General features: G+C 44.4%; 20 protein-coding genes and 3 tRNA genes. 14 read left to right on the top strand and 9 right to left on the bottom strand.

Annotated features, from left to right (window positions below; translation table 11 throughout):
* The first annotated feature begins 195 nt into the window (after positions 1 to 195).
* The 3 genes from W234_RS0108215 to W234_RS0108205 all read left to right on the top strand — a co-directional run bounded on the left by W234_RS0108215 (position 196) and on the right by W234_RS0108205 (position 3,617).
* Complete coding sequence (locus W234_RS0108215; RefSeq protein WP_025646397.1) at positions 196 to 2,139, top strand: AAA family ATPase; 1,944 nt, start codon at positions 196 to 198, stop codon at positions 2,137 to 2,139.
* A gap of 125 nt (positions 2,140 to 2,264) precedes the next feature.
* Entirely contained in the window at positions 2,265 to 3,464 is a 1,200-nt protein-coding gene (locus W234_RS0108210) for a type I glyceraldehyde-3-phosphate dehydrogenase (RefSeq protein WP_025646396.1), read from the top strand.
* 62 nt (positions 3,465 to 3,526) lie between these two features.
* A tRNA-Ser gene (locus W234_RS0108205) sits at positions 3,527 to 3,617 on the top strand.
* Positions 3,618 to 3,745: 128 nt separating this feature from the next.
* Here the strand turns inward: W234_RS0108205 and W234_RS0108200 are convergent.
* From W234_RS0108200 to W234_RS0108175, 5 genes are all read right to left on the bottom strand, one after another.
* Positions 3,746 to 4,474: a hypothetical protein gene (locus tag W234_RS0108200; RefSeq protein ID WP_025646395.1), complete on the bottom strand. Its 729-nt coding sequence runs from the start codon at positions 4,472 to 4,474 to the stop codon at positions 3,746 to 3,748.
* A gap of 318 nt (positions 4,475 to 4,792) precedes the next feature.
* A complete protein-coding gene (locus W234_RS0108195; RefSeq protein WP_025646394.1) occupies positions 4,793 to 5,125 on the bottom strand; it encodes a hypothetical protein in 333 nt (110 codons plus the stop codon).
* A gap of 559 nt (positions 5,126 to 5,684) precedes the next feature.
* Positions 5,685 to 5,760 (bottom strand) — tRNA-Asn (locus W234_RS0108190).
* 322 nt (positions 5,761 to 6,082) lie between these two features.
* Positions 6,083 to 6,158: transfer RNA gene (locus W234_RS0108185), tRNA-Asn, on the bottom strand.
* A 303-nt stretch (positions 6,159 to 6,461) separates the two neighbouring features.
* Entirely contained in the window at positions 6,462 to 7,664 is a 1,203-nt protein-coding gene (locus W234_RS0108175) for a pyridoxal phosphate-dependent aminotransferase (protein ID WP_025646393.1), read from the bottom strand.
* Positions 7,665 to 8,037: 373 nt separating this feature from the next.
* On the opposite strand from W234_RS0108175, the gene W234_RS0108170 reads away from it, so the two are divergent.
* From W234_RS0108170 to W234_RS14865, 8 genes are all read left to right on the top strand, one after another.
* The gene (locus W234_RS0108170; protein ID WP_037059396.1) at positions 8,038 to 8,778 is read left to right on the top strand and encodes an SDR family NAD(P)-dependent oxidoreductase; all 741 of its coding nucleotides are present in this window, start codon (positions 8,038 to 8,040) and stop codon (positions 8,776 to 8,778) included.
* A 69-nt stretch (positions 8,779 to 8,847) separates the two neighbouring features.
* Complete coding sequence (locus W234_RS0108165; RefSeq protein ID WP_025646391.1) at positions 8,848 to 10,578, top strand: NAD(P)/FAD-dependent oxidoreductase; 1,731 nt, start codon at positions 8,848 to 8,850, stop codon at positions 10,576 to 10,578.
* An 11-nt stretch (positions 10,579 to 10,589) separates the two neighbouring features.
* Entirely contained in the window at positions 10,590 to 11,606 is a 1,017-nt protein-coding gene (locus W234_RS0108160; RefSeq protein ID WP_025646390.1) for a DUF1365 domain-containing protein, read from the top strand.
* A 161-nt stretch (positions 11,607 to 11,767) separates the two neighbouring features.
* Positions 11,768 to 13,216, top strand: coding sequence for an SAM-dependent methyltransferase (locus W234_RS0108150; protein WP_025646389.1), 1,449 nt, complete (start codon positions 11,768 to 11,770; stop codon positions 13,214 to 13,216).
* A 505-nt stretch (positions 13,217 to 13,721) separates the two neighbouring features.
* Positions 13,722 to 14,147, top strand: coding sequence for a DUF2177 family protein (locus W234_RS0108145; RefSeq protein WP_025646388.1), 426 nt, complete (start codon positions 13,722 to 13,724; stop codon positions 14,145 to 14,147).
* A 166-nt stretch (positions 14,148 to 14,313) separates the two neighbouring features.
* Positions 14,314 to 14,883 (top strand): acyl-CoA thioesterase, encoded by a 570-nt coding sequence (locus W234_RS0108140; protein WP_025646387.1) that lies wholly within the window; start codon positions 14,314 to 14,316, stop codon positions 14,881 to 14,883.
* 149 nt (positions 14,884 to 15,032) lie between these two features.
* Entirely contained in the window at positions 15,033 to 15,566 is a 534-nt protein-coding gene (locus W234_RS14870; RefSeq protein WP_264673186.1) for a cation diffusion facilitator family transporter, read from the top strand.
* Between the two features lie 27 nt (positions 15,567 to 15,593).
* Positions 15,594 to 16,100, top strand: coding sequence for a hypothetical protein (locus W234_RS14865; RefSeq protein ID WP_264673185.1), 507 nt, complete (start codon positions 15,594 to 15,596; stop codon positions 16,098 to 16,100).
* Positions 16,101 to 16,203: 103 nt separating this feature from the next.
* Here the strand turns inward: W234_RS14865 and dps are convergent, their stop codons facing one another.
* Complete coding sequence (gene dps / locus W234_RS0108130; protein ID WP_025646386.1) at positions 16,204 to 16,686, bottom strand: DNA starvation/stationary phase protection protein Dps; 483 nt, start codon at positions 16,684 to 16,686, stop codon at positions 16,204 to 16,206.
* 460 nt (positions 16,687 to 17,146) lie between these two features.
* On the opposite strand from dps, the gene uvrB reads away from it, so the two are divergent.
* Positions 17,147 to 19,258, top strand: coding sequence for an excinuclease ABC subunit UvrB (gene uvrB, locus W234_RS0108125; protein ID WP_025646385.1), 2,112 nt, complete (start codon positions 17,147 to 17,149; stop codon positions 19,256 to 19,258).
* A 222-nt stretch (positions 19,259 to 19,480) separates the two neighbouring features.
* Positions 19,481 to 19,861: a hypothetical protein gene (locus tag W234_RS0108120; RefSeq protein WP_313781148.1), complete on the top strand. Its 381-nt coding sequence runs from the start codon at positions 19,481 to 19,483 to the stop codon at positions 19,859 to 19,861.
* A 129-nt stretch (positions 19,862 to 19,990) separates the two neighbouring features.
* On the opposite strand, the gene W234_RS13840 is transcribed toward W234_RS0108120, so the two are convergent.
* From W234_RS13840 to W234_RS0108105, 3 genes are all read right to left on the bottom strand, one after another.
* Complete coding sequence (locus tag W234_RS13840) at positions 19,991 to 21,490, bottom strand: alkaline phosphatase D family protein (protein WP_227501942.1); 1,500 nt, start codon at positions 21,488 to 21,490, stop codon at positions 19,991 to 19,993.
* Between the two features lie 77 nt (positions 21,491 to 21,567).
* Positions 21,568 to 21,954 carry a hypothetical protein gene (locus W234_RS0108110; RefSeq protein ID WP_025646382.1) on the bottom strand — a complete coding sequence of 129 codons (387 nt, stop codon included), beginning with the start codon at positions 21,952 to 21,954 and terminating at the stop codon, positions 21,568 to 21,570.
* A gap of 161 nt (positions 21,955 to 22,115) precedes the next feature.
* On the bottom strand, positions 22,116 to 22,631 hold the full coding sequence (locus W234_RS0108105; protein WP_025646381.1) for a hypothetical protein: 516 nt from the start codon (positions 22,629 to 22,631) through the stop codon (positions 22,116 to 22,118).
* A 254-nt stretch (positions 22,632 to 22,885) separates the two neighbouring features.
* On the opposite strand from W234_RS0108105, the gene recJ reads away from it, so the two are divergent.
* Entirely contained in the window at positions 22,886 to 24,727 is a 1,842-nt protein-coding gene (recJ, locus tag W234_RS0108100) for a single-stranded-DNA-specific exonuclease RecJ (RefSeq protein WP_025646380.1), read from the top strand.
* The last annotated feature ends 3 nt before the right edge of the window (positions 24,728 to 24,730 follow it).

Raw genomic sequence — 24,730 nt, 5'->3', positions numbered from 1 at the left:
TTTCACAAGAAGCGATAGCAACTTTTAATAATAATGGTTTTACGTTCATATAACTTTTGGTTTGTTAAGCTTGCCTCGTTAAAATAGTTTGCAAAGCGTGCGTAGCTGTTATAATTGCTGCCAAACATTTGGCTCCTTGTCGGCCCAAAGCTGCTTATCGAGTCTTTTTTATCTTTTGTTAATTGGTCTAGGTTTATGCGTCAATCTTCTGCTCTTAATATTCTAAAAACCGGTAAGAACGTGTTTTTGACCGGCTCAGCAGGCTCAGGTAAAACCTATACGCTTAACCAATATATTCATTACTTACGTGCGCGCCGCGTACCTGTAGCGGTGACAGCCAGTACAGGTATTGCAGCCACTCATATGAATGGCACCACCATTCATAGCTGGTCGGGCATCGGTATCAAAGATGAGCTGACGGAGCGGGATTTGAGTAACTTGGCGCGCAAGCAGTTTTTGGCCGATAGACTCAAAGACACCGCGGTACTTATCATCGATGAGATATCTATGCTGCATGCCAAGCAGCTCAATCTAGTCAATCAAGTGCTCAAACACGTCCGCAAAAATGATAACCCCTTTGGCGGGATTCAGGTCGTCGTCGCAGGCGACTTTTTTCAGCTGCCGCCTATAGGTAGTAAAGGCGAGAGTAATCGCGATAAGTTCGCTTTTATGAGTGAAGCCTGGCTCGATGCAGGCTTTCGCATCTGCTATCTATCTGAGCAGCATAGACAAGAGCGCGCGGCTGCCGATGGTGGTCTTGATTTGGACGATATCTTAAATCAGATCCGCCGTCAGGATGTCAGCTTTGAAGCGATTGCGGCGCTTGAGAACACCTTTGATCAAAACGTCGATATCAAGCGCACGCGGCTATATACCCATAACCTCAACGTCAATAAGATCAATGACAAGGAGCTTGCGGCACTAGAGGGTGAGACGAGACGATTTGAAGCCTCATCTGTGGGTGAGAGTAAGCTGGTAGATACTCTAAAGAAGACCGTACGCACGCAAGATGAGCTGATCCTAAAAGTTGGCGCGAAAGTGATGTTCATTAAGAATAACAACGAGCTTGGCGTCTCAAACGGTACGATGGGGGAGCTGATTGGCTTTGCGGCGGTAAAAGTCGATGACAGCAAGGCTAAAGATAAAGCCAAAAGTGATGCCAAAGCGGATATGGCCGAAGATGACACGATTGCTATCGACGATGAAGATAGTAGCAAAACAGCAGATAAAGATAAAAAAGCCAAAGCCAACACCAAAGATAAGTCCTCAGCCGCGCCAAAAATGCCAGTGGTTAGGCTGAATTCAGGGCGCGAAGTCATCGCTGAACCAGAAGAGTGGATTATTGAAGATGAGACAGGCGATGTGCTCGCTAGCTATGAGCAAGTACCATTGTGTCTGGCGTGGGCGATTACGATTCATAAATCGCAAGGCATGACTTTAGATGCCGCAGAGATTGATCTGTCGCGCACTTTTGAGTTAGGTCAAGGCTATGTAGCTTTATCGCGATTGAAGTCTTTAGAGGGACTGAAGCTGCTGGGCATGAATACTATGAGCTTGCAGCTAGACCCGTTAGCCCGCGGCGCAGATAAGCGTTTCTTAGAGCTCTCAAATGAGGCGGACGCTAACTATGCTATGCTCGATGAAAAAAGCCTACAGCAAAGTCATGATAAGTTTGTACTAAAATCAGGAGGCACGACTAGTCAAGCAGTGATTGAGGCGTATGCTAAGCTACAAAAAAGACGCCGTGAGCAAGATAAAGCCCAGCAAAATAAAAAACAGAAACTGGGCAACCAAGTCGCTGATAAGTCTGAAGCAACCTTACTCGCGACAAAAGCGCTGTTAGAAGAGAGCCTATCTATCATTGAGATTGCGCAGACGCGAGAGCTAGCACAATCGACGATTATGCGTCATATTAGCGAGCTTAAAGCGCAAGATCCGAGTCTGGCCTGCGATCATCTGCGTCCTGATGATGAGGTTATGACCGCCGTAGGTAATGCCTATGTCGCCATAAAAGTTGCCAATAATCCTAATGACTTCAATGATGATGGTAGCATCAAGCTTAAGCCTATTTATGAGCAGCTCAAGCAAACGATAGACTATAATACGATACGTTTGGCGCTGATATTTATCACGCCGTAGTCTAGATACGATGCTACTCTAGAAACCTCGCAAATCTAGTCATCAACTCAGCTATTACTTAGACTCAGTCGTCAGCCGAACGGTTTAAAGCCACTCTATCTTCTATATTTATAGCGATATTATTTATGTCTGATGTAAAGCCTAAAAGCCAAAACAAAACGCCGCAGACCAAGGCGAGCTTAATAGAAGGTACCAGCGTGCGTAAACGGCCGCTCAGAGTCGCTATTAATGGTTTTGGACGTATAGGACGCAACGTACTGCGCGCACTGATAGAGCGCTTTGAGGTACTTGGCAATGCCATCCATTTGGTGGCTATTAATGATTTAGCGCCGGCTGATACGCTGCTGCACTTACTTAGATTTGATAGCACTCATGGACGTTTAAGTGCCCTTGGCGTTAGTGCTGAGATTATAACCAATACTGATAGGCACAGCGATACTGACACACACAGCGATACTGAGACTCAGCTTTGTATCACAAAACACACTCGGACTTACTGTATTCGTATGCTCTCAGAGGCCAATCCTGAGCAGCTGCTATGGCAGACCTTAGGTATCGATGTCGTGCTAGAGTGTACTGGCCATTTTCGCTCTTATGAGCAGGCTTACCGGCACATTGATGCCGGAGCAAAGCAGGTCATTATTGGCGCGGCTCCTTTCGATGATGTCGAGGCGTGCATTGTGATGGGCGTCAATGCTGAACAGTTAACCAATGATCTTCCTATTGTTTCAAGCGTTTCTTGTACCACTCAGGCGCTAGTACCTTTGATTGACACTTTAGACCAAGCCTTTGGCGTGCGCTCTGCAATGATGACAGAGATACATGCCGTCACCGCTGATCAGACCGTGCTGGATCAAGCGCACCGCGATCTGAGACGTGCGCGTGCTTCTGGGCACAACATTATTCCAACCACTTCTAGCAGTATCGCCGCCACTGAGCGCGTATTGCCTGCTATGGCTGGTAAGATTAATGGTCATTCTATTCGCGTGCCTACTATTGATGTCGCTGCTATTGACGTCACCTTTGTCTTTGACAGTGCAGACGTCAGTATCGATGCGATCAGAGAAGCCCTGCAGACGGCTAGTGACGGAGCGTTAATAGGCATTATGGCTTATACTGATGAGCCGTTAGTCTCTAGTGATTTTATCCATCAGCCTGAATCACTGATTATTGATGGTCAGCAATTAATGCAAGTTGGCGACCAATACAAGGTGTTTGCTTGGTACGATAATGAATGGGGCTATGCCAATAGACTGCTAGATATGTGCCTGCATTTGGCGAACACCAACGTCTGCGCGCGCAAGAAACGCCTATGGTTAAAATAATATAGTTTTTTTTGCTTCAGCTATTGCATTTTTATTTGAGGTCGCTATAATGTTGCACCTATGGAGACGTGGCAGAGCGGTTGAATGCACCGGTCTTGAAAACCGGCAAGGGTTCATAGCCCTTCGAGAGTTCGAATCTCTCCGTCTCCGCCAAATTTGTTCTATGTGAACATAAAAGCCCTTATCTGAATGGATAAGGGCTTTTTTTATGGCTACGTTTTACGAATATATTTTTATAAACGTATTCAGTCTTTTTGCAATATCAATGCATTTGACAATGACTATTCTAAGGCTTTATCGAATTCGAATATTTGTCCATCAGTGAGCGTCAAAGTCCCTTCATTAATCTCTATCGTCACATCTTGTGCGTTTCTAATCGCGCGCATAACATTGATATTCTCGATACTTGTTTCGATAATTATCTTGCCTGACTGTTCAGGCTCGATAGGAGTGACGAATTGAGTCAAGGGGATATTGAACGCTTTACCTTCTTTTAACTTAGCGTCTTTCATCAATAACGAACCCTTAAAGCTCTCGATAGGGGTATCACCATGGTTGGAGAGCATAAATTGTAGCTTGACCTGGTTTAGGCTATCGCTATCGCTGGTCTTAACGGGTAATAGCGCTATAGGATAAGTCTGGGCGTTGATACCAGTGGGCTGATTCGTGGCGACTACAGGGCTTTTTTCGCCAGTTGGGTTATTAGGGTGCAAGCGTTCATACTCGCGCTGTTGTAACAAAGCTTGCCTGATTGTCGTGCGCGGCATCGCTCCTGAATCATAAGCATCACTGAGTTTCATGCGTAGCATATAGCGGCTTAGCAGCTGTCTATCGCTTTCAGATAATTGCTCAAAAGTTTTGCCTAGTTTTTCTTGCCATTGATCAGAGTCGGTAGGAATAGTCTGTTTCGTTGGATCGTTTTGCGGCATTGAGCAGCCATTGATGACCGGCATGCTTAGTGACACTGTGAAGAGTACAACGGCTAACTTCCTTATTTCTCTCTTGTTCATCACCTCTCTCCTTATAGCGTTTAGTTGGATAGTTATTATTTTCAGATCAGTGAAGGCTGTTTAGCTTTAATATACCTTGTTTATGTGCGCTGTGGGTTTAATTATCTTTGTTTATCAAAAGCATTTTGCGATAAAGAGTCTGAGAAATTAGAAAAAAGGGTAGCGTTTAGAGGGGGTGAGACTAAAGAGTTGTCAGTCCAAGGATAAATGATCAAGAATATGACATAAAAAAAGCTAAGCGCGATTAAGCAAACTTAGCTTTTTTTGAGTCTTTGAGTAGGCGTTAACGATATCGTCTAACGATAGAGGTCGCCCTCATCACTTATCATCGTCTTGTAGCTCAGATAGAGGATGGGTGATATTGTTATTATGAGTCACCACAATAGCCTCATCGATAATACGCTGACTAACGCCGCGCTTACGTAAGGACTCAATAAACACCTCATCATGCGCCAAAGTATAGTCTTGATGGTCGCGATCCAACCCTTGGCGTATATACAAGCGAATCAGCCCCTGAATGCGCTTAAAGCCAAGCTCTGAAGAGGTAGACTGTAATAGCTCAATCATTTCCTCAGAGAGGCGAATGCTAATCGGACGCATGATTTTTTGGGGATGATCAGAGAATTTATTTTTTATGCGTACAGGTATCATAATAAACCATTACTTTTAGTGAGTAGGGATAATAGGGCGTGTTGAACATTCGACCATGGCACTGACAGAGACTATTTTTTAGTCGATTTGCAGATAAAAATAGTAAGTTTAGTCGTTCTAAGCGTCTATTTTTATCAATAAAGCGGCAAAAAATAGTCCTGTCCCTGTTGTTGTAGTTAGGGCTGATGCTAAAATCGCCCTAGTCGTTGTGAAAATCTAGCCAATGCAATAAGCATTACCTGCAATTTTCACTTAGACTAGAACTATTTTAGCGATCAGCAGTGCGCATTTGTGAATGTTCAACACGCCCTAATATTAAGAAAAAAGATAGCCGACTTTAGAGTGTGCAATGCTATAAGTGCGCTGCGCTATTCATAATGGTAATCAGTATATAGGAGTCATCAGCACTAGCAAAAAAGCTCTCTAAAACACGCTATCTAAATAAACCAGCTATCTGTCTTACCATACAATAAAATAGCGCAAAAAAATAGCTAAGCCAGAAAATAACGCACATAAAAAAGCCCCCATCACATCATGATGAAGGCCTCTTTATAGAATATGGCTCCTCAACCTGGGCTCGAACCAGGGACACACGGATTAACAGTCCGACGCTCTACCAACTGAGCTATTGAGGAATAAAAGGGTATAACTTTAAACTTAAATTAGCAGTGTTTGCTAAGTAGTTCGCGTTATGTGTGGCATATTTTAGCCAAGTCACTTGAGACTGTCAACCTTTAAGCGCAATATTTTTGAACTCTTTAAACCTCGTCTAAAGTCTCTAGCGATTTGTGCAAAGGGTCAAAAATGTAAGATATCAGTCATAAAAAAACCCTTATCAAAAAGATAAGGGTCTTGGCAAATGCCATAATTGAATCAAAGTGATTCAACAAAACAGATTAGCTGGTCATTAAGATATTCGTAGATAACCAGCTAACGATTGACTAATAGTCAAAAATTTGGCTCCTCAACCTGGGCTCGAACCAGGGACACACGGATTAACAGTCCGACGCTCTACCAACTGAGCTATTGAGGAATAAGCTATGAGTGTTTATGCTCATAACGAGCTTAACAACGACTTATTTAGACAATGAGTTGCTGCTAAGTGGAGCGTATTCTAGCAAAGATAAAAAATACGTCAAGCCTTTTTTATTTTTTAATGCAAATTTTAGCTAAATTGGCAAAATTAAGGCTTATTCTTCTTCTGACAGCTAGGGTACGCCTTAGTGCTTGACACTATTGGCGAGTATGCCGTAGCCACAAAAAAGACGTCTTTAATAGACGTCTTTTTGCTAAATCATCAAATTTGCTCAATGCTGCTCACGTTTAGATTGGCTAATTACTCTGCAACATCCAAATCAGCAACCGCCGATTCAATACGCGACAGGGCATCTTTTAAAGTCGCTTCATCAGTGGCGTAAGAGATACGCATAAAGCCGCCTAAACCGAATGCATCGCCAGGGACTACCGCGACGCCAACTTTCTCAAGCAACCATTCTGAGAACTCGGTGCACGAAGATAGACCAGCTGCTTTAATCAAAGGCTTAATATTAGGATAGACATAGAAGGCACCGTCAGGGCGCAGGCAAGTAATACCCTTAATCGCATTTAGACCGTCGACAACTAAGTCGCAGCGCTTCTCAAACGCATCGACCATAGGTGTTAGGACACTTTGATCGCCGCTAATAGCGGCAGCTGCTGCTACTTGACTGATAGAGGTTGGGCAAGAGGTCGACTGCGATTGTACTTTTTTCATCGCGCCAATCAGCTTGGCAGGACCACCGGCATAACCGATACGCCAGCCGGTCATGGCATACGCTTTTGATACACCATTTAAGATAATCGCGCGCTCTTTTAATTCAGGAGCGGCGTTTAAGATATTATAGAACTTATCTCCCGTCCAGCGAATGTGCTCATACATATCATCTGAGGCCACATAAACTTGCGGATGCTTTTTCAGCACTTCAGCCAGCGCCTTTAACTCGTCTAAAGTGTAAATCATGCCAGTTGGGTTAGAGGGGCTGTTTAGCACCAGCATTTTGGTTTTGTCAGTGATGGCAGCTTCTAATTGCTCAGCGGTGATCTTGAAATCTTGCTCAGCAGGGCATTCTACGATGACCGGCTTACCTTCAGCGATAAGTACCATGTCAGGATAGCTGACCCAGTATGGTGCTGGAATAATGACTTCATCGCCTGGATTAATAAAGGCTTGCGCTAAATTAAAGAACGACTGCTTACCACCTACCGATACTAGGATCTCATTTGGCTCATAGCTGATGTCATTATCACGCTTGAACTTGTCGATGATGGCTTTTTTTAGCTCAGGCGTACCGTCAACGGCAGTGTATTTAGTAAAGCCATTATTAATCGCTTCAATCGCCGCTTGCTTGACGTGCTCTGGGGTATCAAAATCTGGCTCGCCTGCACCCAAACCGATAATGTCTTTACCAGCCGCTTTTAGCTCTTTGGCTTTGTTGGTAATAGCAAGAGTTGGTGAAGGTTTGATGCCATTAACGCGGTCAGATAGTTGCAGCTCGCTCATAAAAAATCCTTAATAAGTCTGAATAGAAAATAGAGATAGGATAGAAACGCCGTTATTAAATGGTCGTTATTAGAAGTGTCACTATAAAAGTAGAATTATCGCTGTGTCCACGCGCCTCAATAAGCGCGAGTAGCGGCTTTATTGTAGCATGTAGACGGTAGGCTGTCCTACCACACTAGTAACAGAAAATTTATGGTCTTTGGCAAAGTCAGACTCTGAATAACCATATCTAACTTTTATTTTACGTTTGCGAAGTTACAACAATAACGATAACTTTTATTTGTATTATTTAGCTATTATAAACTCAGCTATTGCTAAAACAACTATGGGTTAATAGTGAGAATGCAATCATCATTAAAAAGGGACTAGTGTAATGGCAACAACGACTGAAAGACTGCATATCGTAATCACAGGTGCGACCTCAGGTATAGGTATGCAACTTGCAAAAGACTATTTAGCAAAGGATCAGCACGTCTACGCGGTAGGGCGCGATGATGAGGCTTTAGCGGAACTCAAAAGTTTAGGCGCGACACCCATAGATTTGGACTTGATGGATAGAGAAGCGGTCATCGCGGCTTTTGAGAAGCTAGATACCATTGACCTAGCAATTTGCTGCGCGGGGGCTTGCGAGTACTTAGATATGCCGAACTTTGACAGCGAAAGCTTCATGAAAGTGATGTCAGTCAATATGGGCACACTCTCGCACGCTATCGAAGGCGTGCTACCTAAACTTATCGCCTCAAAAGGTCGCCTAGTCGGTCTAGGCTCGGCCTCTGCTTATGTGCCTTTTGCTCGCGCAGAAGCTTATGGCAGCTCTAAGGCGGCGATTCATTATCTTATGAAAACGTTGCAAATCAGTCTTGCACCATTTGATGTCGCGGTCAGCTTAGTTGTGCCAGGGTTTGTCGATACGCCGATGACTGAGCAAAACGATTTTCCGATGCCGTTTTTGCAGACTCCTCAGCAAGCCAGTCAAGCCATTCGTGATGGTATCGAAGCTGAGCACGAAGTCATTGAGTTTCCAAAAAAACTAACTTTGCCACTAAAAACTTTAGGCACTCTGCCTGATGTGGCGTGGCAGCAAGTCAGTAAGCAGCTGTACAAAAAGTCATAAGTGAGTCGCCAGAGAGCTACGTACATCAAGACAGTCAAATATATTAAAAAAGTCTAAAGGATAATAGGCATGCCGTTGTTTCGCCGTAACGCTGTAACCGCCGCACAGAGTAGTACTAGCGATGATAATCGCCAAAAGAATGGTAAAACTAAAAAACATATTGCCATTATCGGTTCAGGCGTCTCAGGACTCACTTGCGCGCACTATTTAGTAGAAGAGCACGACGTTACCGTCTTTGAAGCTAATGATTATATCGGTGGTCACGTCAATACTATCGATGTGGCATTACAAGACGGCAAAAAGTCAAAGTCTAGGTTTAGTAAAAAAAGTCAGGCAGAAAAAAGTGCGATTGATACCGGTTTTATTGTCTTTAATGAGCGCACTTATCCAAATTTTTTTCGTCTGTTGCATGAGCTGCAAGTGCCGTTTCAATCGACAGATATGAGCTTTTCGGTCAAAAACGTTGCCCGCAACTTTGAGTATAACGGTCATACCATCAATACCTTGCTATCGCAGCGTAAAAATATTATCAGCCCGAAGTTTTGGCGCTTTGTGCAAGATACATTGCAATTTAACAAGCAGATGAAGCAGCTGCGTCAGGATTTTGAAGCGGCTCGCAGCAATGGCGAAGCGGTCACTCGCTACACTCAGCAAACCTTGAGCGAGTATTTAGCCAGTAAACGTTACGGAAAATTATTTACTGATAACTACCTGCTGCCTATGGTGTCAGCTATTTGGTCAACGAGCTTAGAAGACGTACAAGATTTCCCGTTAGTCTTCTTTGCGCAGTTCTTTGATAATCATGGTCTGCTAGACGTGGTCAATCGCCCGCAGTGGTTCACGATTAAAGGCGGCTCTAAGCAATATGTTAATAAGTTGGTGACGCGCTTTGTTAAAAAAGGCGGGCAAGTGCGAGTCAACTCTCCCGTACAGTCGGTCACTCGTAATAAGGACAACAAAGCTGACAGTACTGACGCTAAAGTGACTTTGAAGATGAGTAATGGCAAGAGTATAGAAAGTTTAGACTTTGATGAGGTGATTTTTGCGTGTCACGCCGATACTGCTTTAAAGATTTTGCAAGATGCGACTAGCGATGAGACTGAGGTCTTAAGTCATTTTCGCTTTACTTCTAACACAGCTGTGTTGCATACCGATACTAGCGTCCTGCCCAATAAACCATTGGCTTGGGCGAGTTGGAACTACTTGCTTGATGCCGATGGCAAGACGGATAACACAGTCGAGCAAACTTCTGCGAAGCCAGTACTGACGTATCATATGAATATCTTACAAAGGCTGACGAAGCAGCACAATTATCTGGTCACTCTTAATCACAAGATTGACAGCGCCCAAATCATCAAGACAATTGATTATAGCCATCCGGTGTTTGACAAGCCGATGATAGAGGCGCAAAAGCAGTGGTCAACCATCTCTAGTAGTGGTTTGCACACGCACTTTTGCGGCGCTTATTGGTTCAACGGTTTTCACGAAGATGGCGTGCGCAGTGGCTTGCGAGTTTGTCAGTCTTTAGGTAGTCAGATTGACATCAAAGACGAGGTTGACGCCAGTCATTTGCCACATGGTGAGTCGGCGCATACGCCCTTTGTCTATAAAGACATACCAGTCAGAGCGGATAAATCTAGGCACAAATTAGACAATCGCCAACTGCTTAGTGCGGAGACCAATCAAGAATTGCTTGCTTATATCGCATCGATAGCAGCTAAGCCTAAAGTTCTAACCGCTGCTAAAACAAAAAAGCACGGTCTGTTGGCTAGAGTCCTTCACAGCAGTAAACATAAATGAAAGAGCGCTTAATGCCTAAAAGAGACCACTCGTCTAATAGTCAATTTACCCATCAGCTGTTTCATGGCACAACGTGGCACAGTCGCCTATTACCGAGTGTGCATAAATTTATCTATCCGTATCGTTATTGGGGCGTCAATATTAGCGCTTTGGCAGCAGGTGATGGATTACCAGAAGTCGCAAGCATGCAGCTTCAAAATAACCATACTCATAGCGCAAAACTGTTCAATAAACTTCCCTTTGGTGCAGCAATTATCAAAGGCTTGCCGATATTTTCAGCGAAACATAAAGCGTTACAGCAGTTTTATGCCGATGACTACTTGCAAGGTTTGCCATTAGATCAGGCGAATCAAGAAATAGCGACTGATGCTAATGTCGATACTAGTGCTGATGCTAATGTTCAAAGTATAGAGGGATTGTTGCAGCGTTTAAATGCTGTCTTTAAAGATAAAACGGGCAGCACGCCGACAGGCGAAATTATTGGCTTGATAGTGTGCCGCAATGTTGGTGTTTATTTTAGCCCAGTGAACTTTTACATCGGTTTTGATAGTGAGCAAACGCCCACCCATTTACTAGCAGAAGTGTCTAATACACCGTGGGATAAGCGTCACTATTATAGTTTTTTATTAAAAGGCGAGGAGACGGAGCTTTGTCATGATAAAGATTTTCATGTCTCGCCCTTTAATCCTATCGATCAGCTCTATCGCTGGCAGGTCAGCGTCAAACCACAACCGTCTAAAAGCAATAAGGCTGATGATAAGACTAAGCAAAACGATGTTTTTGATATTCGGATAGCGATCAATATCAGTGACAAGCGCGGTGAAGTACTCAAAACGGGCATAAAAATGAGTGGAGAGCCGATGACCCAAGAGAGCATCCGCCAAAGCTTAAAACAAAATCCATTGATGAATTTCACCTCACTCACTCGTATCTATTGGCATGCTTTTAAACTCTATGCATTCAAAAAAGTGCCTTATATCAATTACGATGAGAAGCTAGCAGATAGTGAGCAGTCAGTAAATAATTAACAAGTAATCACTCAGCCGGCTAAAACTGAGCTGATGTAACAGATCTAGACCATAGCTTTTAACGACATAAAAGCTTTGAACAACAGTAGTAAAGAAAAATATTAATATTGAGCGTTGATCCATAGGCGACTCTCTTAAACGGACAAGAGGATACCATAGCGATGTCACCCCGACCAACCGATCGCCAGCCAAGCAGTAGATTAGAGAAAATCAATGCCCGTGTGAGTCAGACTTTAAATGATAGCGCTCTTTTGCGACCTGTGAGTAACGGCGTTAATGCTTTAGCTAGAAAGGCGATATTTCAAGCGTTAAAACGAGTACAGTTTGGCGGTATCACAGTAATAGAGGATTATGCTCAGCAGACGCAAGCATATAGCTTTGGTAGTCAGGCTATCAATAGCAAAAGTAGCTCTGCTATCGGTCGTCATTTTCTACATGTAACCCTCACGATTCATGATATCAGTGTCTATCGTCAGCTGCTTTTTGGCGGCTCTATAGCGCTTGCCGATAGCTACATTAATGGCGAGTGGGATACCGATGATTTGACAGGCTTGATACGCTTGGCGGCGCGTAATATAGCAGTGCTCAATAAGCTTGAGAACCGCTTTGCCGGTATAAGCAAAGCCTTTGAGAGAGCCAATCATCAGCTACGTAGTAATGACCAGTCAGGCTCTAAATCCAATATCTTAGCTCACTATGACTTGGGCAATGATATGTATCAGCGTTTTTTAGATGAGACCATGATGTACTCCTCGGCCGTCTACAAAAACCCAGAGGCCACCCTTAGCGAGGCTCAGCAGCATAAGCTTGCGCTTATCTGTCAGCGCCTGCAATTGACTGCCGATGATCAGGTAATAGAGATTGGCACTGGCTGGGGCGGTTTTGCCATTTATGCTGCGAGTCATTACGGCTGTCATGTAACGACCACAACCATATCCGATGCGCAGTTCGATGAAGCACAGGCGCGCATTGACGCGGCAGGGCTGTCTGACAAGATAACTTTACTCAAAGAGGACTATCGCAATCTGTCAGGACAGTATGACAAGCTAGTCAGCATTGAGATGATAGAGGCAGTCGGTTATGAGTATTTGCCCACCTTTTTTGCTAAGTGCAATGATTTGCTTAAGCCTACGGGACTAATGGTACTACAAGCCATCACCTTTAACGATCAAAACTATCAAGACTATATTGATTCAGTGGATTTTATTCAGACCCATATCTTCCCAGGCGGCTGTCTGCTCTCTAATCAAGAGCTGAATAACCAGTTCACCCAGCAGACGGATATGGTTATTAAGCAACTGCATGACTATGGCTTTGACTACGCGCATACTTTACGCGATTGGCGTATTGCCTTTATGTCGCAGCGCGAGGAGATTAAAGCACTTGGCTATGACGAAGCCTTTATCCGTCTATGGGAGTTTTATTTTTGTTACTGCGAAGGCGGCTTTTTGGAGCGCACCATTGGCGTTGTCCAACTGACTGCGGTGAAACCTGACAATATCGATATTTTACATTTCTCTGATTCGCCTGTAACTGATGTGATAAACAAGCCCATGGACAGTACTATTAATCAGCGTAGCGCTTCTAGCATTGCGGCTGCATTTGCTTAAGTATAAGAGGTCTAACATTAGGGCGTGTTGAACATTCAAATGTGGCACTGGCGGCGGCTATTTTTCAGGCAATACGCAGTGAAATTTTCGAATGCTAGTCATTCTAGGATAGACAATTTCACCATGTATTGGCAAAAAAGAGCCCCGCCCCAAAGGGCTGATGCAAAAATCACCCCAAACTGTGTTGTAAACCTAGCTAAGGCCTCGACATTATCGTCGGTTTACGCCTAGTTTGGTGCGATTTTATCTATCAGCAGTCCTAATATTTGAATGTTCAATACGCCCTAGAATAGTTATCGTTATAAAAGCTTTATAAATTATAGACACTCACAATTGATATGCTTTACAATTAAGACACTTAAAGCCATAACGATTACTAAACCTAAAGACGTTATATTGAAGTACAGTTAAAGCATAGTAGTAAGTCTAATAGATTACGCAAATAAAATAGGCTAGACATAGGGGCAGTGAAAATCTATGTGTAGTATGATAAAAGGATATTGTTATGGGCTATACGTTTGTTTATCTCGTTGCTGTTGCTATGTTTTTGGGCGTGGATTTTGTCTGGCTGTCAACGATGAAAGGGCTGTTTTATGAAGAGCGTATCGGTCATCTTTTAGCGAATGAGCCAAATATGATGGCGGCGGCTGTGTTCTATATGTTCTATATCTTAGCTTTATGTATTATTGTTCTTTATCCGCAAATAAAAGCAGAAGCTTCTATCGGGCATATTTTCTTATTGGGCGGCTTACTTGGCTTAATGGCATACGGTACTTATGACTTTACCAGTTTGGCCTTATTTAAAGGCTATACGCTAGATACTGCCTTGGTAGACTTTACTTGGGGCGGTTTTTTAACTGGTTCAGTCAGTGCGGGCACAGCTTGGTTAGCATATCGTTTTCGCTGGCTAAATAAAGCGGCTACAGCTTAATTTCTTGAGCGATTAATAACGGCGGTTTAACTTAGGTTAAGCCGTTTTTTTGGTTTTATCGATTTGCACTAAATAATCGCCTACTGTATAAATGACAAATAAACTTTGCACAACAAACCACAATGACACTTTCACAATGACTTCCGCACAGTAACTAAGGATCACTATGGCTCAGTTCAACACCAGCTCCACCGCCAAAAAAGCCCCTTTAAACCACGAACTTTATATGTCGATACTGATGACTCCAGACATGGCCAACTTCATCGGTAATGTCCACGGTGGTGACTTGCTCAAAATGCTCGATCAGGTCGCTTATGCCTGCGCCAGTCGCTACAGTGGTAGCTACGTTGTCACGCTATCGGTCGATCAGGTGATGTTCCGTGAGCCTATCTATGTCGGCGAGCTCGTCACGTTTGCCGCTAGTGTTAATTACGTCGGTACCACCTCAATGGAGGTCGGTATCAGAGTCGAAGCTGAAGATGTACGCGCGCGGACGATCCGCCATACCAATAGCTGCTACTTTACCATGGTCGCGATCGACGATAACGGCAAGCCTACGCCTGTACCGCCGCTAGAAATCAAAAACGAGAGCCAACAATGCCGCGCTGATGCAGCATTAGAGCGAAAAGAGATGCGTATGCAAAGCGCACATCGTCCTAGTTGCGATATCAGTAAAGAAGTCGGAGAGTTGACCCGCACAGCTGAAAATACGCAGACCAACCCAGAATCTAAGTAACCCAGAATCTAAGTAACATCGTCAAAAGTTACCATCAGTTAACGGATGAGCTACTGTAAAAGAATAAAGGTTAATTTATTTTAGTCTCTATAATATAGATAATAATCTTTTCAGCCTTTAAACTTTTAACCCATGCTATAGAGTTCCTTATGAGTCTAAAACCCTCCGTCGCCAACCCGCAATTACACTTAGGTGGTCCAGAGCTGACGCGTCATAAACCAAACGCGCAAAAGCCTGAACCAGATCCTGATAATAAAGATAAAAAGTCTAGCTCGGTGATTACGGTTTTGATTGCTATTGGCGCTAACTTTTTGATCGCTATTGCTAAGTCCGTTGCCGCTTTTATCACCGGCTCGGCGTCTATGGTAGCGGAGGCGGCGCACTCATGGGCGGATACGGGCAATGGTGTTTTTTTATTAGTCGCTGAGCAAAAAGCCGTCAAACCTGCGGATAAAAGTCATCCGTTAGGCTATGGTAAAGAAGCTTATGTGTGGTCGATGATAGCGGCTTTTGGCGTGTTTATGGCAGGCTCCATTGTCTCTATTTATACAGGTATTACCGAATGGAATGCACCAGAAGCTGAGACCAATTATACGATCGCTTTTATTATTTTGGCAGTGGCTTTTGTACTTGAGGGCTTCTCGTTAGTGCAAGCTTATTTGCAAAGTAAAAAGCAAGGTTAGGCTATCGAGGTTAGCGCTATTGGTTATGTGGTTGAGACTTCTAACCCCACTTTGCGCGGGGTGTTTTTTGAGGACTTAGCGGCGGTTACTGGTCTAGTTATCGCGGCAGCGGCAATGGGCATGCACGTCTATACCGGGCAGGCTTTTTGGGATGCGTTAGGTTCCATTATCGTGGGCGTGTTATTGGGCGCTGTGGCGATATTTTTGATCAGTCGTAATCGCGACTTTTTGGTGGGGTATAAAGTTTCAGATAGTACGCATGATTATGTATTAAGCGAGCTTTTGAGACATGAAGGAGTCGATAGCGTCTCTTACTTACATTTAGAATGGGTGGGACCAAAAAAGATATTTATGGTAGCGGCTGTAGATGTCAGAGGTAATCAAAGAGAAGAGAGTATCGCGCAGATCTTTGAGAGCATCGAGAGCCAGTTTCGTGCCAATAAGATATTTCAAGAGGCCATCCTGACGCTATCTGCGCCTAATGCCAAAACCATAGCGCCCCATAAAAGCTCTCCAGATCCAGTGCGAAGCTAAATAACCCTAGTATCAAACCAAAAAAGTATCAAACCAAAAAAAACCGCCATCTAGGCGATTTTTTTTGTATTCTATAACTTAGCAAATAACAGTGATAGAAATACTATTTTTTAGGCGCATTAGCACCGATGAACCAAGCATCTTTATCGATAGTACGGCTAACTTCGGTTAATAAATCCGCAGTATCTTCGTCGCCTGCATCACCAGCTGTATCGATACCTTCACGTAGTGAAGCTGCAATAGTCTTATAACGATTGGTCAGCTCACGAACATGCTGCTCAACTTCAGTAATGTCAGTTGGGTAAGTTTCTAAAATAGAATCTTCAACGACACGCTTAGAGATGCCATTTGCTTTGCCGCCCAAAATGACAATACGTTCAGCGACAGTATCAAAAGCTTCTGTCAGACGCTCATAAGTTTCATCTAATAACTGATGCACCCCGATAAATCCAGTACCTTGTAAGTTCCAATGGCACTGCTTGCTATCCATACTCAAATCAATCAAGTTGGCTAGATTAGAGTTTAACAGCTCAACCATTTTTTTGGCAGTATCATCATTTATACCACTTGCATAACGTTCTCTCATAGATTACTCCATTTTTGATTATATTTAATTGTTATCTAATAACCGACTAAATTTTTAGACTCTTAGTTTAAAGCTCTTAGTCAGCGTTTTCTTATCAACTTTCGATACTAATAATAACAGCTTATTAAAGGTATGGAACCCATGAGCGTTAGGCTTTATTAGGTGGTCATGTAATGGCTTTGTTAAGCATGAAAAGCTTTGTAAATATAACAGCCTAAAAAAGCCTTATAGATAATCTTTGATTACCTAAGCGGGGCAGCAGCCTTTGATTTAACAAAGTATCTTAATGAGCTTCTTATCAATACTCACTCATAACTGATAGCTGAATATCAGCTTTGATAGTCAGTGATTATGGTCTGTAATTAACACCAAATTACTAGCATCAAGGCCAGCAAATAACCTTTAAAAACAGGTATAAAGCCCCCACATAATTGTAAACTTAAAAAAGAAGAAAGCTAATATGCGTATGCCCGAACCGCGCTCGTCGCGCCAGTTAAATCAATTAGCCACTCAGCTACAAGGCGAAGCTGAGATCAGTGGTGTCAATGCGTCAGGGACGCAAATATCGAGCCGCGCCTTTGAGATGGTCACCGACTTTGAGCCTGCAGGCGATCAACCGCAGGCGATTGAAAAGCTCGTTAAAGGTATCAATGCTGATATGGATGAGCAGCTGCTGCTTGGCGTGACGGGTTCGGGTAAGACTTATACCATGGCTAAGGTGATTAGTGAGTGCCAGCGCCCAACGATTATCATGGCGCATAATAAAACTTTGGCGGCGCAGTTATATGGCGAGTTTAAAGCCTTTTTCCCGAATAACGCTGTTGAGTATTTTGTCAGCTATTATGACTATTATCAGCCCGAAGCTTATGTCGCGGCAAGTGATACCTTTATCGAAAAAGACAGCGCCATTAATGATCATATTGATCAGATGCGTCTGTCGGCAACGCGGGCATTGCTTGAGCGCCGGGATGCTATTATCGTCGCATCCGTCTCTTGTATTTACGGTCTGGGCGATCCGGAGAGTTATCTCAAAATGCTCTTGCACGTCGTCGTCGGCGATAAGATAGATCGCACCGCGACGATTAAGCGTTTGGTTGAGATGCAGTATACGCGTAACGAGCTGGATTTTGGCCGTGGTACGTATCGCTTGCGCGGGGAGCTACTTGACATCTATCCTGCGGAGTCTGAGCAGCTGGCGATTCGTATTCACCTGTTTGATGACGAGGTCGAAAAAATCACTTGGTTCGATCCTTTGACAGGCAAAACCGTGCGCAGTGTGCCACGGATTACCATTTATCCCAAGTCGCATTATGTGACACCGCGTAATCGCCTTGAGGCCGCCAGCGAGACCATTCGTGCTGAGCTTGAACCGCGTCTTGAGTACTTTCGTGATAATAATAAACTGATTGAAGCGCAGCGCCTCAAAGAGCGCACGCAGTATGATCTAGAGATGATTCAGCAGCTCGGCTACTGTAATGGTATTGAGAACTACTCGCAGCATCTATCTGGTCGTCCTTGGGGTGAGGCGCCGCCAACGTTGTTTGATTATATTCCAGAAGATGCGCTGCTGTTTATCGACGAGTCGCATGTGACTGTCTCGCAGGTCGGCGCGATGTATAAAGGTGATAGGTCGCGTAAAGAGAACTTGGTGAATTACGGCTTTCGTCTGCCAAGCGCGATGAATAATCGGCCGATGAAGTTTGAAGAGTGGGAGCGCATCAAGCCCAAGACCATTTATGTTAGTGCGACCCCGGCGCAATACGAGCTTGAGCACAGCGAGCAAGTCGTCGAGCAAGTGGTGCGACCAACAGGCTTGATTGATCCTGAGATTGAGATTCGTCCCGTGCTCACGCAGGTCGATGATGTGCTCTCAGAGATTACCAAACGCCGCGAGCTGGATGAGCGCGTATTGATTACCACTTTGACCAAACGCATGGCGGAGGATCTCACCAGCTATCTCAAAGAATACGATATTAAGGTGGCCTATTTGCACTCCGACATCGATACCGTTGAGCGTATGCAAATCATTCATGAGCTGCGTACGGGTGTCCATGATGTACTCGTCGGCATTAACCTGCTGCGTGAAGGGCTCGATATGCCAGAAGTGTCATTGGTGGCGATATTTGATGCCGATAAAGAAGGCTTTTTGCGCTCTGAGCGCTCCCTTATTCAGACCATTGGCCGCGCTGCTCGCCACCTAAACGGTAAAGCGATTCTTTACGCCGATAGTATGACGCCAAGTATGGAAAAGGCGATAGAGGAGACCGATCGCCGCCGCGAAAAGCAAATCGCCTTTAATGTGGAGCATAACATCACGCCAAAAGGTGCGCGCCGTAGTGTCACTGATAAAATCGATACCGGTGAAGAGCTTGATGCTAACGACAATCAAGCGATTCCAGTTAAGAGCAATCTGCCGGATGTCGATATCAGTATACTCAGAAGCCCTGATCTGCTGGCTAAAGAGATCAACCGTCTTGAGAAGCTAATGAAGCAGTTCTCGCGTGACCTCAAGTTTGAGGATGCTGCTAAGACACGCGATAAAGTGCTAGAGCTCAAGGCGCATTTGATTTAGAAGTATGCGAAGTTGAAAACCCGATATTTCGATATAACGAAGAGCGGCTATTCTTACTAACTATAAACGCAGTTTTACATTTTTTACCTTAAAAATAGCGAGTTCATTTTATAGAATAAATTGATAAAGTATCGTTTGATAAAGGTAGCTGAAGCTCCGGCTTATACAGACTTTAGCTAAAAAATAAGATTTTCAATAAATTATTCTAGGAGTATAACCATAATGGACGTCAAAGCGTTATTTAAAAAAGGAATCGAAAAAGAGTTACTCGACGTCGATGATTATATTTTTACGCCGCAGCGTTTCGATATGATGATTGATGAGGGAGAGCTGATTTGTGTGCTAAATAGTGACGGTAGTGTCAATGTGTTTTATAGCAAACAAGGCATTACTGATGTCAGAGCGGCGGCGCGTAAGCATCCCTTTACTGATTTTGAGACTGAGCTGCATCACGGTCTTTATGACGACGTGATTGAAGATCTCATCGATAGTGTTAATGAGATCATAAATACGCATTCTAAGTATTTCCGCCGTAGTAAAGTACTACCGATGGCGGCAGCTGTAGGTCCTGATACGGTTATTACTGATGCCGATAAGCTCTAAGCGCTTGAAGGTTTTAGAGTAGCGTTGTCTAGAGAGTTTCTATAGAGTCTACAAAAAAGAGGTGCACTAATTGTTTAGCGCACCTCTTTTATTGTGACTTGATCGTCGCTTGGTTTTAATACACTCGAATCAAACCTTTTTTACTGCGACAGCTTTGTCTTTGGAGGCCAGAGCGGGTGAGTCCATAATAGCTCGAGCTTGTGAGCTATCTACCAAATGATTCGTTGATGTTTGCGTGACTAAGCCTTTGGCAAAGCGAGTGCTATCGTTGCGCTCTTTTAAGGTATCGGTATAGTACCATTCACAGCCAAAGGCTTGCTCAGTGATATCAAGAAGCATGTAGCCATGATCAACTTGATTATTAAATTTTTGGTGCGGATTGGCTTCTGGGCCGGAGTTATCCTCAGGTAAAGCTAATGACGTTAAAGCCGGACAGACGAACTCTACCGCCAGCGAGCCTTCTCCAGTGCCTGGATTATAGCTGCTAGGCTCAAAAGGGTTTTTGGCCACATCAAAGGCAAATGAGGCATGATAGTCGCCAGTGAGTACGACGGTATTGTCAATATTGTTATCTTCAATAAAGTCTAATAAACGATTACGAGCACTAGCATAGCCGTTCCAAATATCACCAGAGTTGGTTGCAGACGCTCCCATAAATGGCGCTAAAATTACTTGCTGACCTAGCACTTGCCAAGCTGCGCCGCGATTTTTACCATCCATTAGGTTTAGATAGAGCCAGTTTTCTTGCTCAAGTCCGAGCAGTTGACGCTCAGGCTCATTGCTAGCAGAGGCGTCAAGCTTCTCACGGCCAAAGATACGAGTGTCTAACATATTTAAGTCAAACAGCTTACCAAACTCAAAACGTCTATAAATACGCAGTTGACTATCTAGCTCATTGCTATCATCATCGCGAATCGGCATCCACTCATGATACGCGCGCACCGCTGACATCTTGCGCTCTATATAGCTGCCTTTACTAGGAAAATGGAATCTGGCACCGCCTTTCCATGAGTTATCGGCGATTTCGTGATCATCCCAAACTGCGATAAACGGATGCTGACGATGACACTCTTGTAGGTCAATGTCAGTACGATAACAAGCGTAACGCAGGCGATAATCTTCTAAGCTTATAATTTCATTCTCAGGGAAAATTGGTCGCTCGTCTTTCAAATCGTTGTCGCGATAAAAACCTTCTGGATACTCGTAAATGTAATCGCCCAAATGCAGGACTGCCGAGATATCCGCTTGCTTAGCGATATCGGCATAACCGTTAAAATAACCATAGCCATAATTAGAGCAAGACACTATTGCCAAGCGTACGCGATCAACTTCGCTTGCTGGCAGATCAGCATTAGGGATAGTGCGGGTGCGGCCGACAGGAGAAGCGTAGCCTAAAGCCTCAAACTGATAGTAGTAAGTGGTATTAGGCTCAGGCAGTTTAGGATCCACTTTTACTGTAAAGTCAGTCTCAGCAGTGGTTCGGCTTTTACCTCTAGCTATGACGTTTTGTAGCTCTGGATCAGTCGCAACGACATAGCCAACAGGGATGCTAGTGGCATTGATGCTACCGTCATTGGTGATGCGTGTCCATAATATTACTTTATCATATAGAGGGTCACCGCTGGCAATACCATGAACAAAAGGCGCAGCGCCTTGATACCCTAAGTCATCTAGTTTATTTGCACAATGACGCGGTTTGTAACCGCTTAGCCGACGATACTGCCATAGCAGCTTTGTAGCGATTTTGCGACGACTCGAGTGACCAGTTGCGTACGATAGCTTGGATCTATTGCCGCATTACCTAATTCAACGAGAGTCACTTGCTGCGGTGCTTGCTCACTGACGCAGCCACATACCCGAGATTTAACCGCTTCTTCTTGCTCATCACTCATCGCCGCACTAGCAATACGCCACGCATTTTGGTTTTCGATTTGGCTACGGCATTGGTTATCAATAGCGGCTTTGAAGACATTCATACCGATCTCATTGGCGGTACCGATAGCATCGCCTGAATTGCTAGTAGCGCCAGTAGAAGCGCAGCCTGTTAGAGCAAGAGCCGCTAGCATAGTAGTGGAGAGTACAAGTTTTTTCATTATTTAGTCCTTTAAGCTGAATTTGTAATAGGCAAAATAGCACGACTGGTTTTTAATTAATAGTGGCAAGCTTTATACATGAGATATAAAAAACCAGCTAAGCGACGCTTAACTGGCGATATGGTTGCAAGTATCTAGTCATTAATGATTTAACTGATGGTTTAGACGTTTTTGCTGCTTTGTTTTTGCTGAATCTCTTTGGCAAGTTTGTAGCAATCCTCAACATGATCAGAGGCAATTTTTTTGAAGATAGTGTAGCCCATAGTCGCTGCAACGAGTTGCCCGCCTAATGGTACAAACTTCGTCACTTGTTTTGCTGCGATACGGCCGCCGAAGCCTTGAACGGTCTTTTTGACGATACCGCGAGTGGCCATTAAACCTGCGAAGTCAACGGTCCGATCTCTGATAGCGCTCCAGTGTACCTCACGCGACTCTAGATCAATGGCTGATTTGCGGTCTTCGATGAGGCCAAAACGCTCACTAATCTCAGGGATGAGCTGAGTGAGCATACCTGCATCAACAGCAACATCAAAAAACGGTACAGGCACAACCGCTACACCGGCTGAAAACTTCGCACGTTTTTTGACTAATTTTAAGCACTCTTTTCTGACTTGTTCGAGGTCTAAGTTGGGATCAATAGTGTTAGGAAGTTTTTCAGCTTTTGGCGTCGTTTTCATAAATTATCCTTATAATAGGGTGAATAGTTAAAAGTGGAAACAAAAAAGTTAATTTATAGTTTAAGGAAATATCTGCACTGTACAATCATAGCTTTGTAGCAAATTGCAGAAAAGTAGCGCAAAAATGCACGGTTTTTGTAACTGCTATCATAAGTTTTTCTCTAACAGCTATGCAGCAGATTATTCAAACGATAAGTGGTCGTAAGATAAAAATTAATATTGTGACCCTCTACTAAAGCCAGTAGAATACCGCTATGCTAAATTTAACTCCCCGCTTTACTGGTGCTCGTATCGACGAGCTACCCATCGCGCTGCAAGCGCTCGCTGCTCAGTCTTTCACCCTGGCTCGGTTATATGCCGGCCGAGGTATCATGCAGCCTGAAGAGCTTGAGACTCAGCTTTCAGGTTTGCTGCCTGCTGAAGACTTGCATGGCGTCACACAAGCAGTGCGCTTATTAGATGCAGCTATCGACGAGGGCAAGCGCATTTTAATCGTCGGCGACTTTGACTGTGACGGTGCAACGAGTACGGCGCTGATGATGCGTGCGTTAACTCAGATGGGCGCGCAAGTCGATTTCTTAGTGCCCGATCGCTTTAAGTACGGCTATGGTCTAACGCCTGAGATTGTCGAATTAGGCATTGAGACTTATCAGCCTGATTTGATTGTTACCGTTGATAATGGTATCTCAAGTCATGAGGGTGTTGCCCGCGCGCAAGCGGACGGTATCACCGTTATCATTACCGATCATCATCTAACGACCAAAGCGACGCCGCCGGCTGAAGCAGTGGTTAACCCTAATCAGCTAGACTGCAGCTTTGATAGTAAGGCTTTGGTAGGAGTCGGTGTCGCGTTTTATGTCTTAGGCAGGCTTGCAAAGCTTAGACGTGAAGCGGGTAAACCGGCGGTGCAAGTCAGTCAATATCTAGACTTAGTAGCGCTCGGCACTATTGCTGATGTCGGCGTACTCGATAAAAATAACCGTATCCTTGTCCATCATGGGCTAAATGCCATTCGCCAAGGGCGCTGCTGCATCGGTATTTTAGCCTTGCTTGAGCAAGCAGGACGTGACCCTAAGCAGCTGCATGCGCAGGACTTTGGCTTTGTATTGGGGCCACGGATCAATGCAGCGGGACGTATGGACAATATGCGCATCGGTATTGAGTGCTTATTGACCGATGACTGGGGGACAGCCCAGCGCTTAGCACATGATCTTGAGCGACTTAATCGCAGTCGCCGACAAGTCGAGGGCGAGATGCGGGCGCAGGCTGATCAAATTATTAAGGATTTAGAGAATGATAGCGCAGCTGACAATACTCTAGAGACTGATCTAGAAGGCAGCGATGATACTATTATCGCCCCTACAGTCAAAACAAAACCAACCGTAGGTGCTGGGCCAGCCACTGCTACCAAGCGCAGCTTAGTGCTCTATCAGGACGACTGGCATCAAGGCGTCATCGGTATCGTCGCAGGCCGCCTAAAAGAAAGTCACTATCGGCCCAGTATTGTCTTTGCTCCTGCAGATACCGAACGTACGGGAGACGACGACGCAATTAAAGGCTCGGCGCGCTCCATCGCTGGGGTGCATATTCGCGACGCTATTGAGCAAGTCGCTGAGCAAAACCCCGAGCTTATTACCCACTTTGGTGGTCATGCGATGGCCGCTGGCTTGACGATTAAACGTCGCAATTTTGATGAGTTTGTCGCCGCTTTTGATGAGGTATTGGCGGAGCTGGATCAAGAGGTTTTCGCTGAGCAAAAATTCACCGATGGTGAGCTGCAAGCAAGCGACTTTAGCTTATGGTTCGCTGATGAGTTGGCCGACGCGAGTATCTGGGGACATGGCTTTGCCGCGCCAATATTCGATGGCGTCTTTGAAGTATTAAGCTTCAAGATACTCAAAGACAAGCATCTCAAACTCTCCTTACGCTATCCTGGTGTGCAGTATCCTATCGATGCTATTTATTTTAATTTTGATACCGATGTCTGGGATTACCGCGCCGAAAAGGTACATATCCTCTTTGAGCTCGATGTCAATGAATGGAATGGTAAACGCAGCTTACAGCTGATGGTCAAAGATTTGGCTTTAGTAAACTAAGAG

The sequence above is a fragment of the Psychrobacter sp. TB15 genome (genome assembly GCF_000511655.1).
GTDB classification, from domain to species: Bacteria; Pseudomonadota; Gammaproteobacteria; order Pseudomonadales; family Moraxellaceae; genus Psychrobacter; species Psychrobacter submarinus.
The sequence above is the reverse complement of the archived record's forward strand: the minus strand, read 5'-3'. Positions and strand labels throughout refer to the sequence as shown.

Excerpts from the sequence above, each read along its gene's own strand:
- W234_RS0108120 (WP_313781148.1), top strand. The coding sequence starts at position 19,481 with ATGGACGTCAAAGCGTTATTTAAAAAAGGAATCGAAAAAGAGTTACTC.
- W234_RS0108150 (WP_025646389.1), top strand. The coding sequence starts at position 11,768 with ATGTCACCCCGACCAACCGATCGCCAGCCAAGCAGTAGATTAGAGAAA.
- W234_RS0108195 (WP_025646394.1), bottom strand. The coding sequence starts at position 5,125 with ATGATACCTGTACGCATAAAAAATAAATTCTCTGATCATCCCCAAAAA.
- W234_RS0108210 (WP_025646396.1), top strand. The coding sequence starts at position 2,265 with ATGTCTGATGTAAAGCCTAAAAGCCAAAACAAAACGCCGCAGACCAAG.
- W234_RS14870 (WP_264673186.1), top strand. The coding sequence starts at position 15,033 with ATGAGTCTAAAACCCTCCGTCGCCAACCCGCAATTACACTTAGGTGGT.
- recJ (WP_025646380.1), top strand. The coding sequence starts at position 22,886 with ATGCTAAATTTAACTCCCCGCTTTACTGGTGCTCGTATCGACGAGCTA.
- W234_RS0108170 (WP_037059396.1), top strand. The coding sequence starts at position 8,038 with ATGGCAACAACGACTGAAAGACTGCATATCGTAATCACAGGTGCGACC.
- W234_RS0108110 (WP_025646382.1), bottom strand. The coding sequence starts at position 21,954 with ATGAAAAAACTTGTACTCTCCACTACTATGCTAGCGGCTCTTGCTCTA.
- W234_RS0108145 (WP_025646388.1), top strand. The coding sequence starts at position 13,722 with ATGGGCTATACGTTTGTTTATCTCGTTGCTGTTGCTATGTTTTTGGGC.
- W234_RS0108105 (WP_025646381.1), bottom strand. The coding sequence starts at position 22,631 with ATGAAAACGACGCCAAAAGCTGAAAAACTTCCTAACACTATTGATCCC.
- W234_RS0108215 (WP_025646397.1), top strand. The coding sequence starts at position 196 with ATGCGTCAATCTTCTGCTCTTAATATTCTAAAAACCGGTAAGAACGTG.
- W234_RS0108175 (WP_025646393.1), bottom strand. The coding sequence starts at position 7,664 with ATGAGCGAGCTGCAACTATCTGACCGCGTTAATGGCATCAAACCTTCA.
- W234_RS0108160 (WP_025646390.1), top strand. The coding sequence starts at position 10,590 with ATGCCTAAAAGAGACCACTCGTCTAATAGTCAATTTACCCATCAGCTG.
- W234_RS0108165 (WP_025646391.1), top strand. The coding sequence starts at position 8,848 with ATGCCGTTGTTTCGCCGTAACGCTGTAACCGCCGCACAGAGTAGTACT.
- W234_RS0108140 (WP_025646387.1), top strand. The coding sequence starts at position 14,314 with ATGGCTCAGTTCAACACCAGCTCCACCGCCAAAAAAGCCCCTTTAAAC.
- dps (WP_025646386.1), bottom strand. The coding sequence starts at position 16,686 with ATGAGAGAACGTTATGCAAGTGGTATAAATGATGATACTGCCAAAAAA.
- uvrB (WP_025646385.1), top strand. The coding sequence starts at position 17,147 with ATGCGTATGCCCGAACCGCGCTCGTCGCGCCAGTTAAATCAATTAGCC.
- W234_RS0108200 (WP_025646395.1), bottom strand. The coding sequence starts at position 4,474 with ATGAACAAGAGAGAAATAAGGAAGTTAGCCGTTGTACTCTTCACAGTG.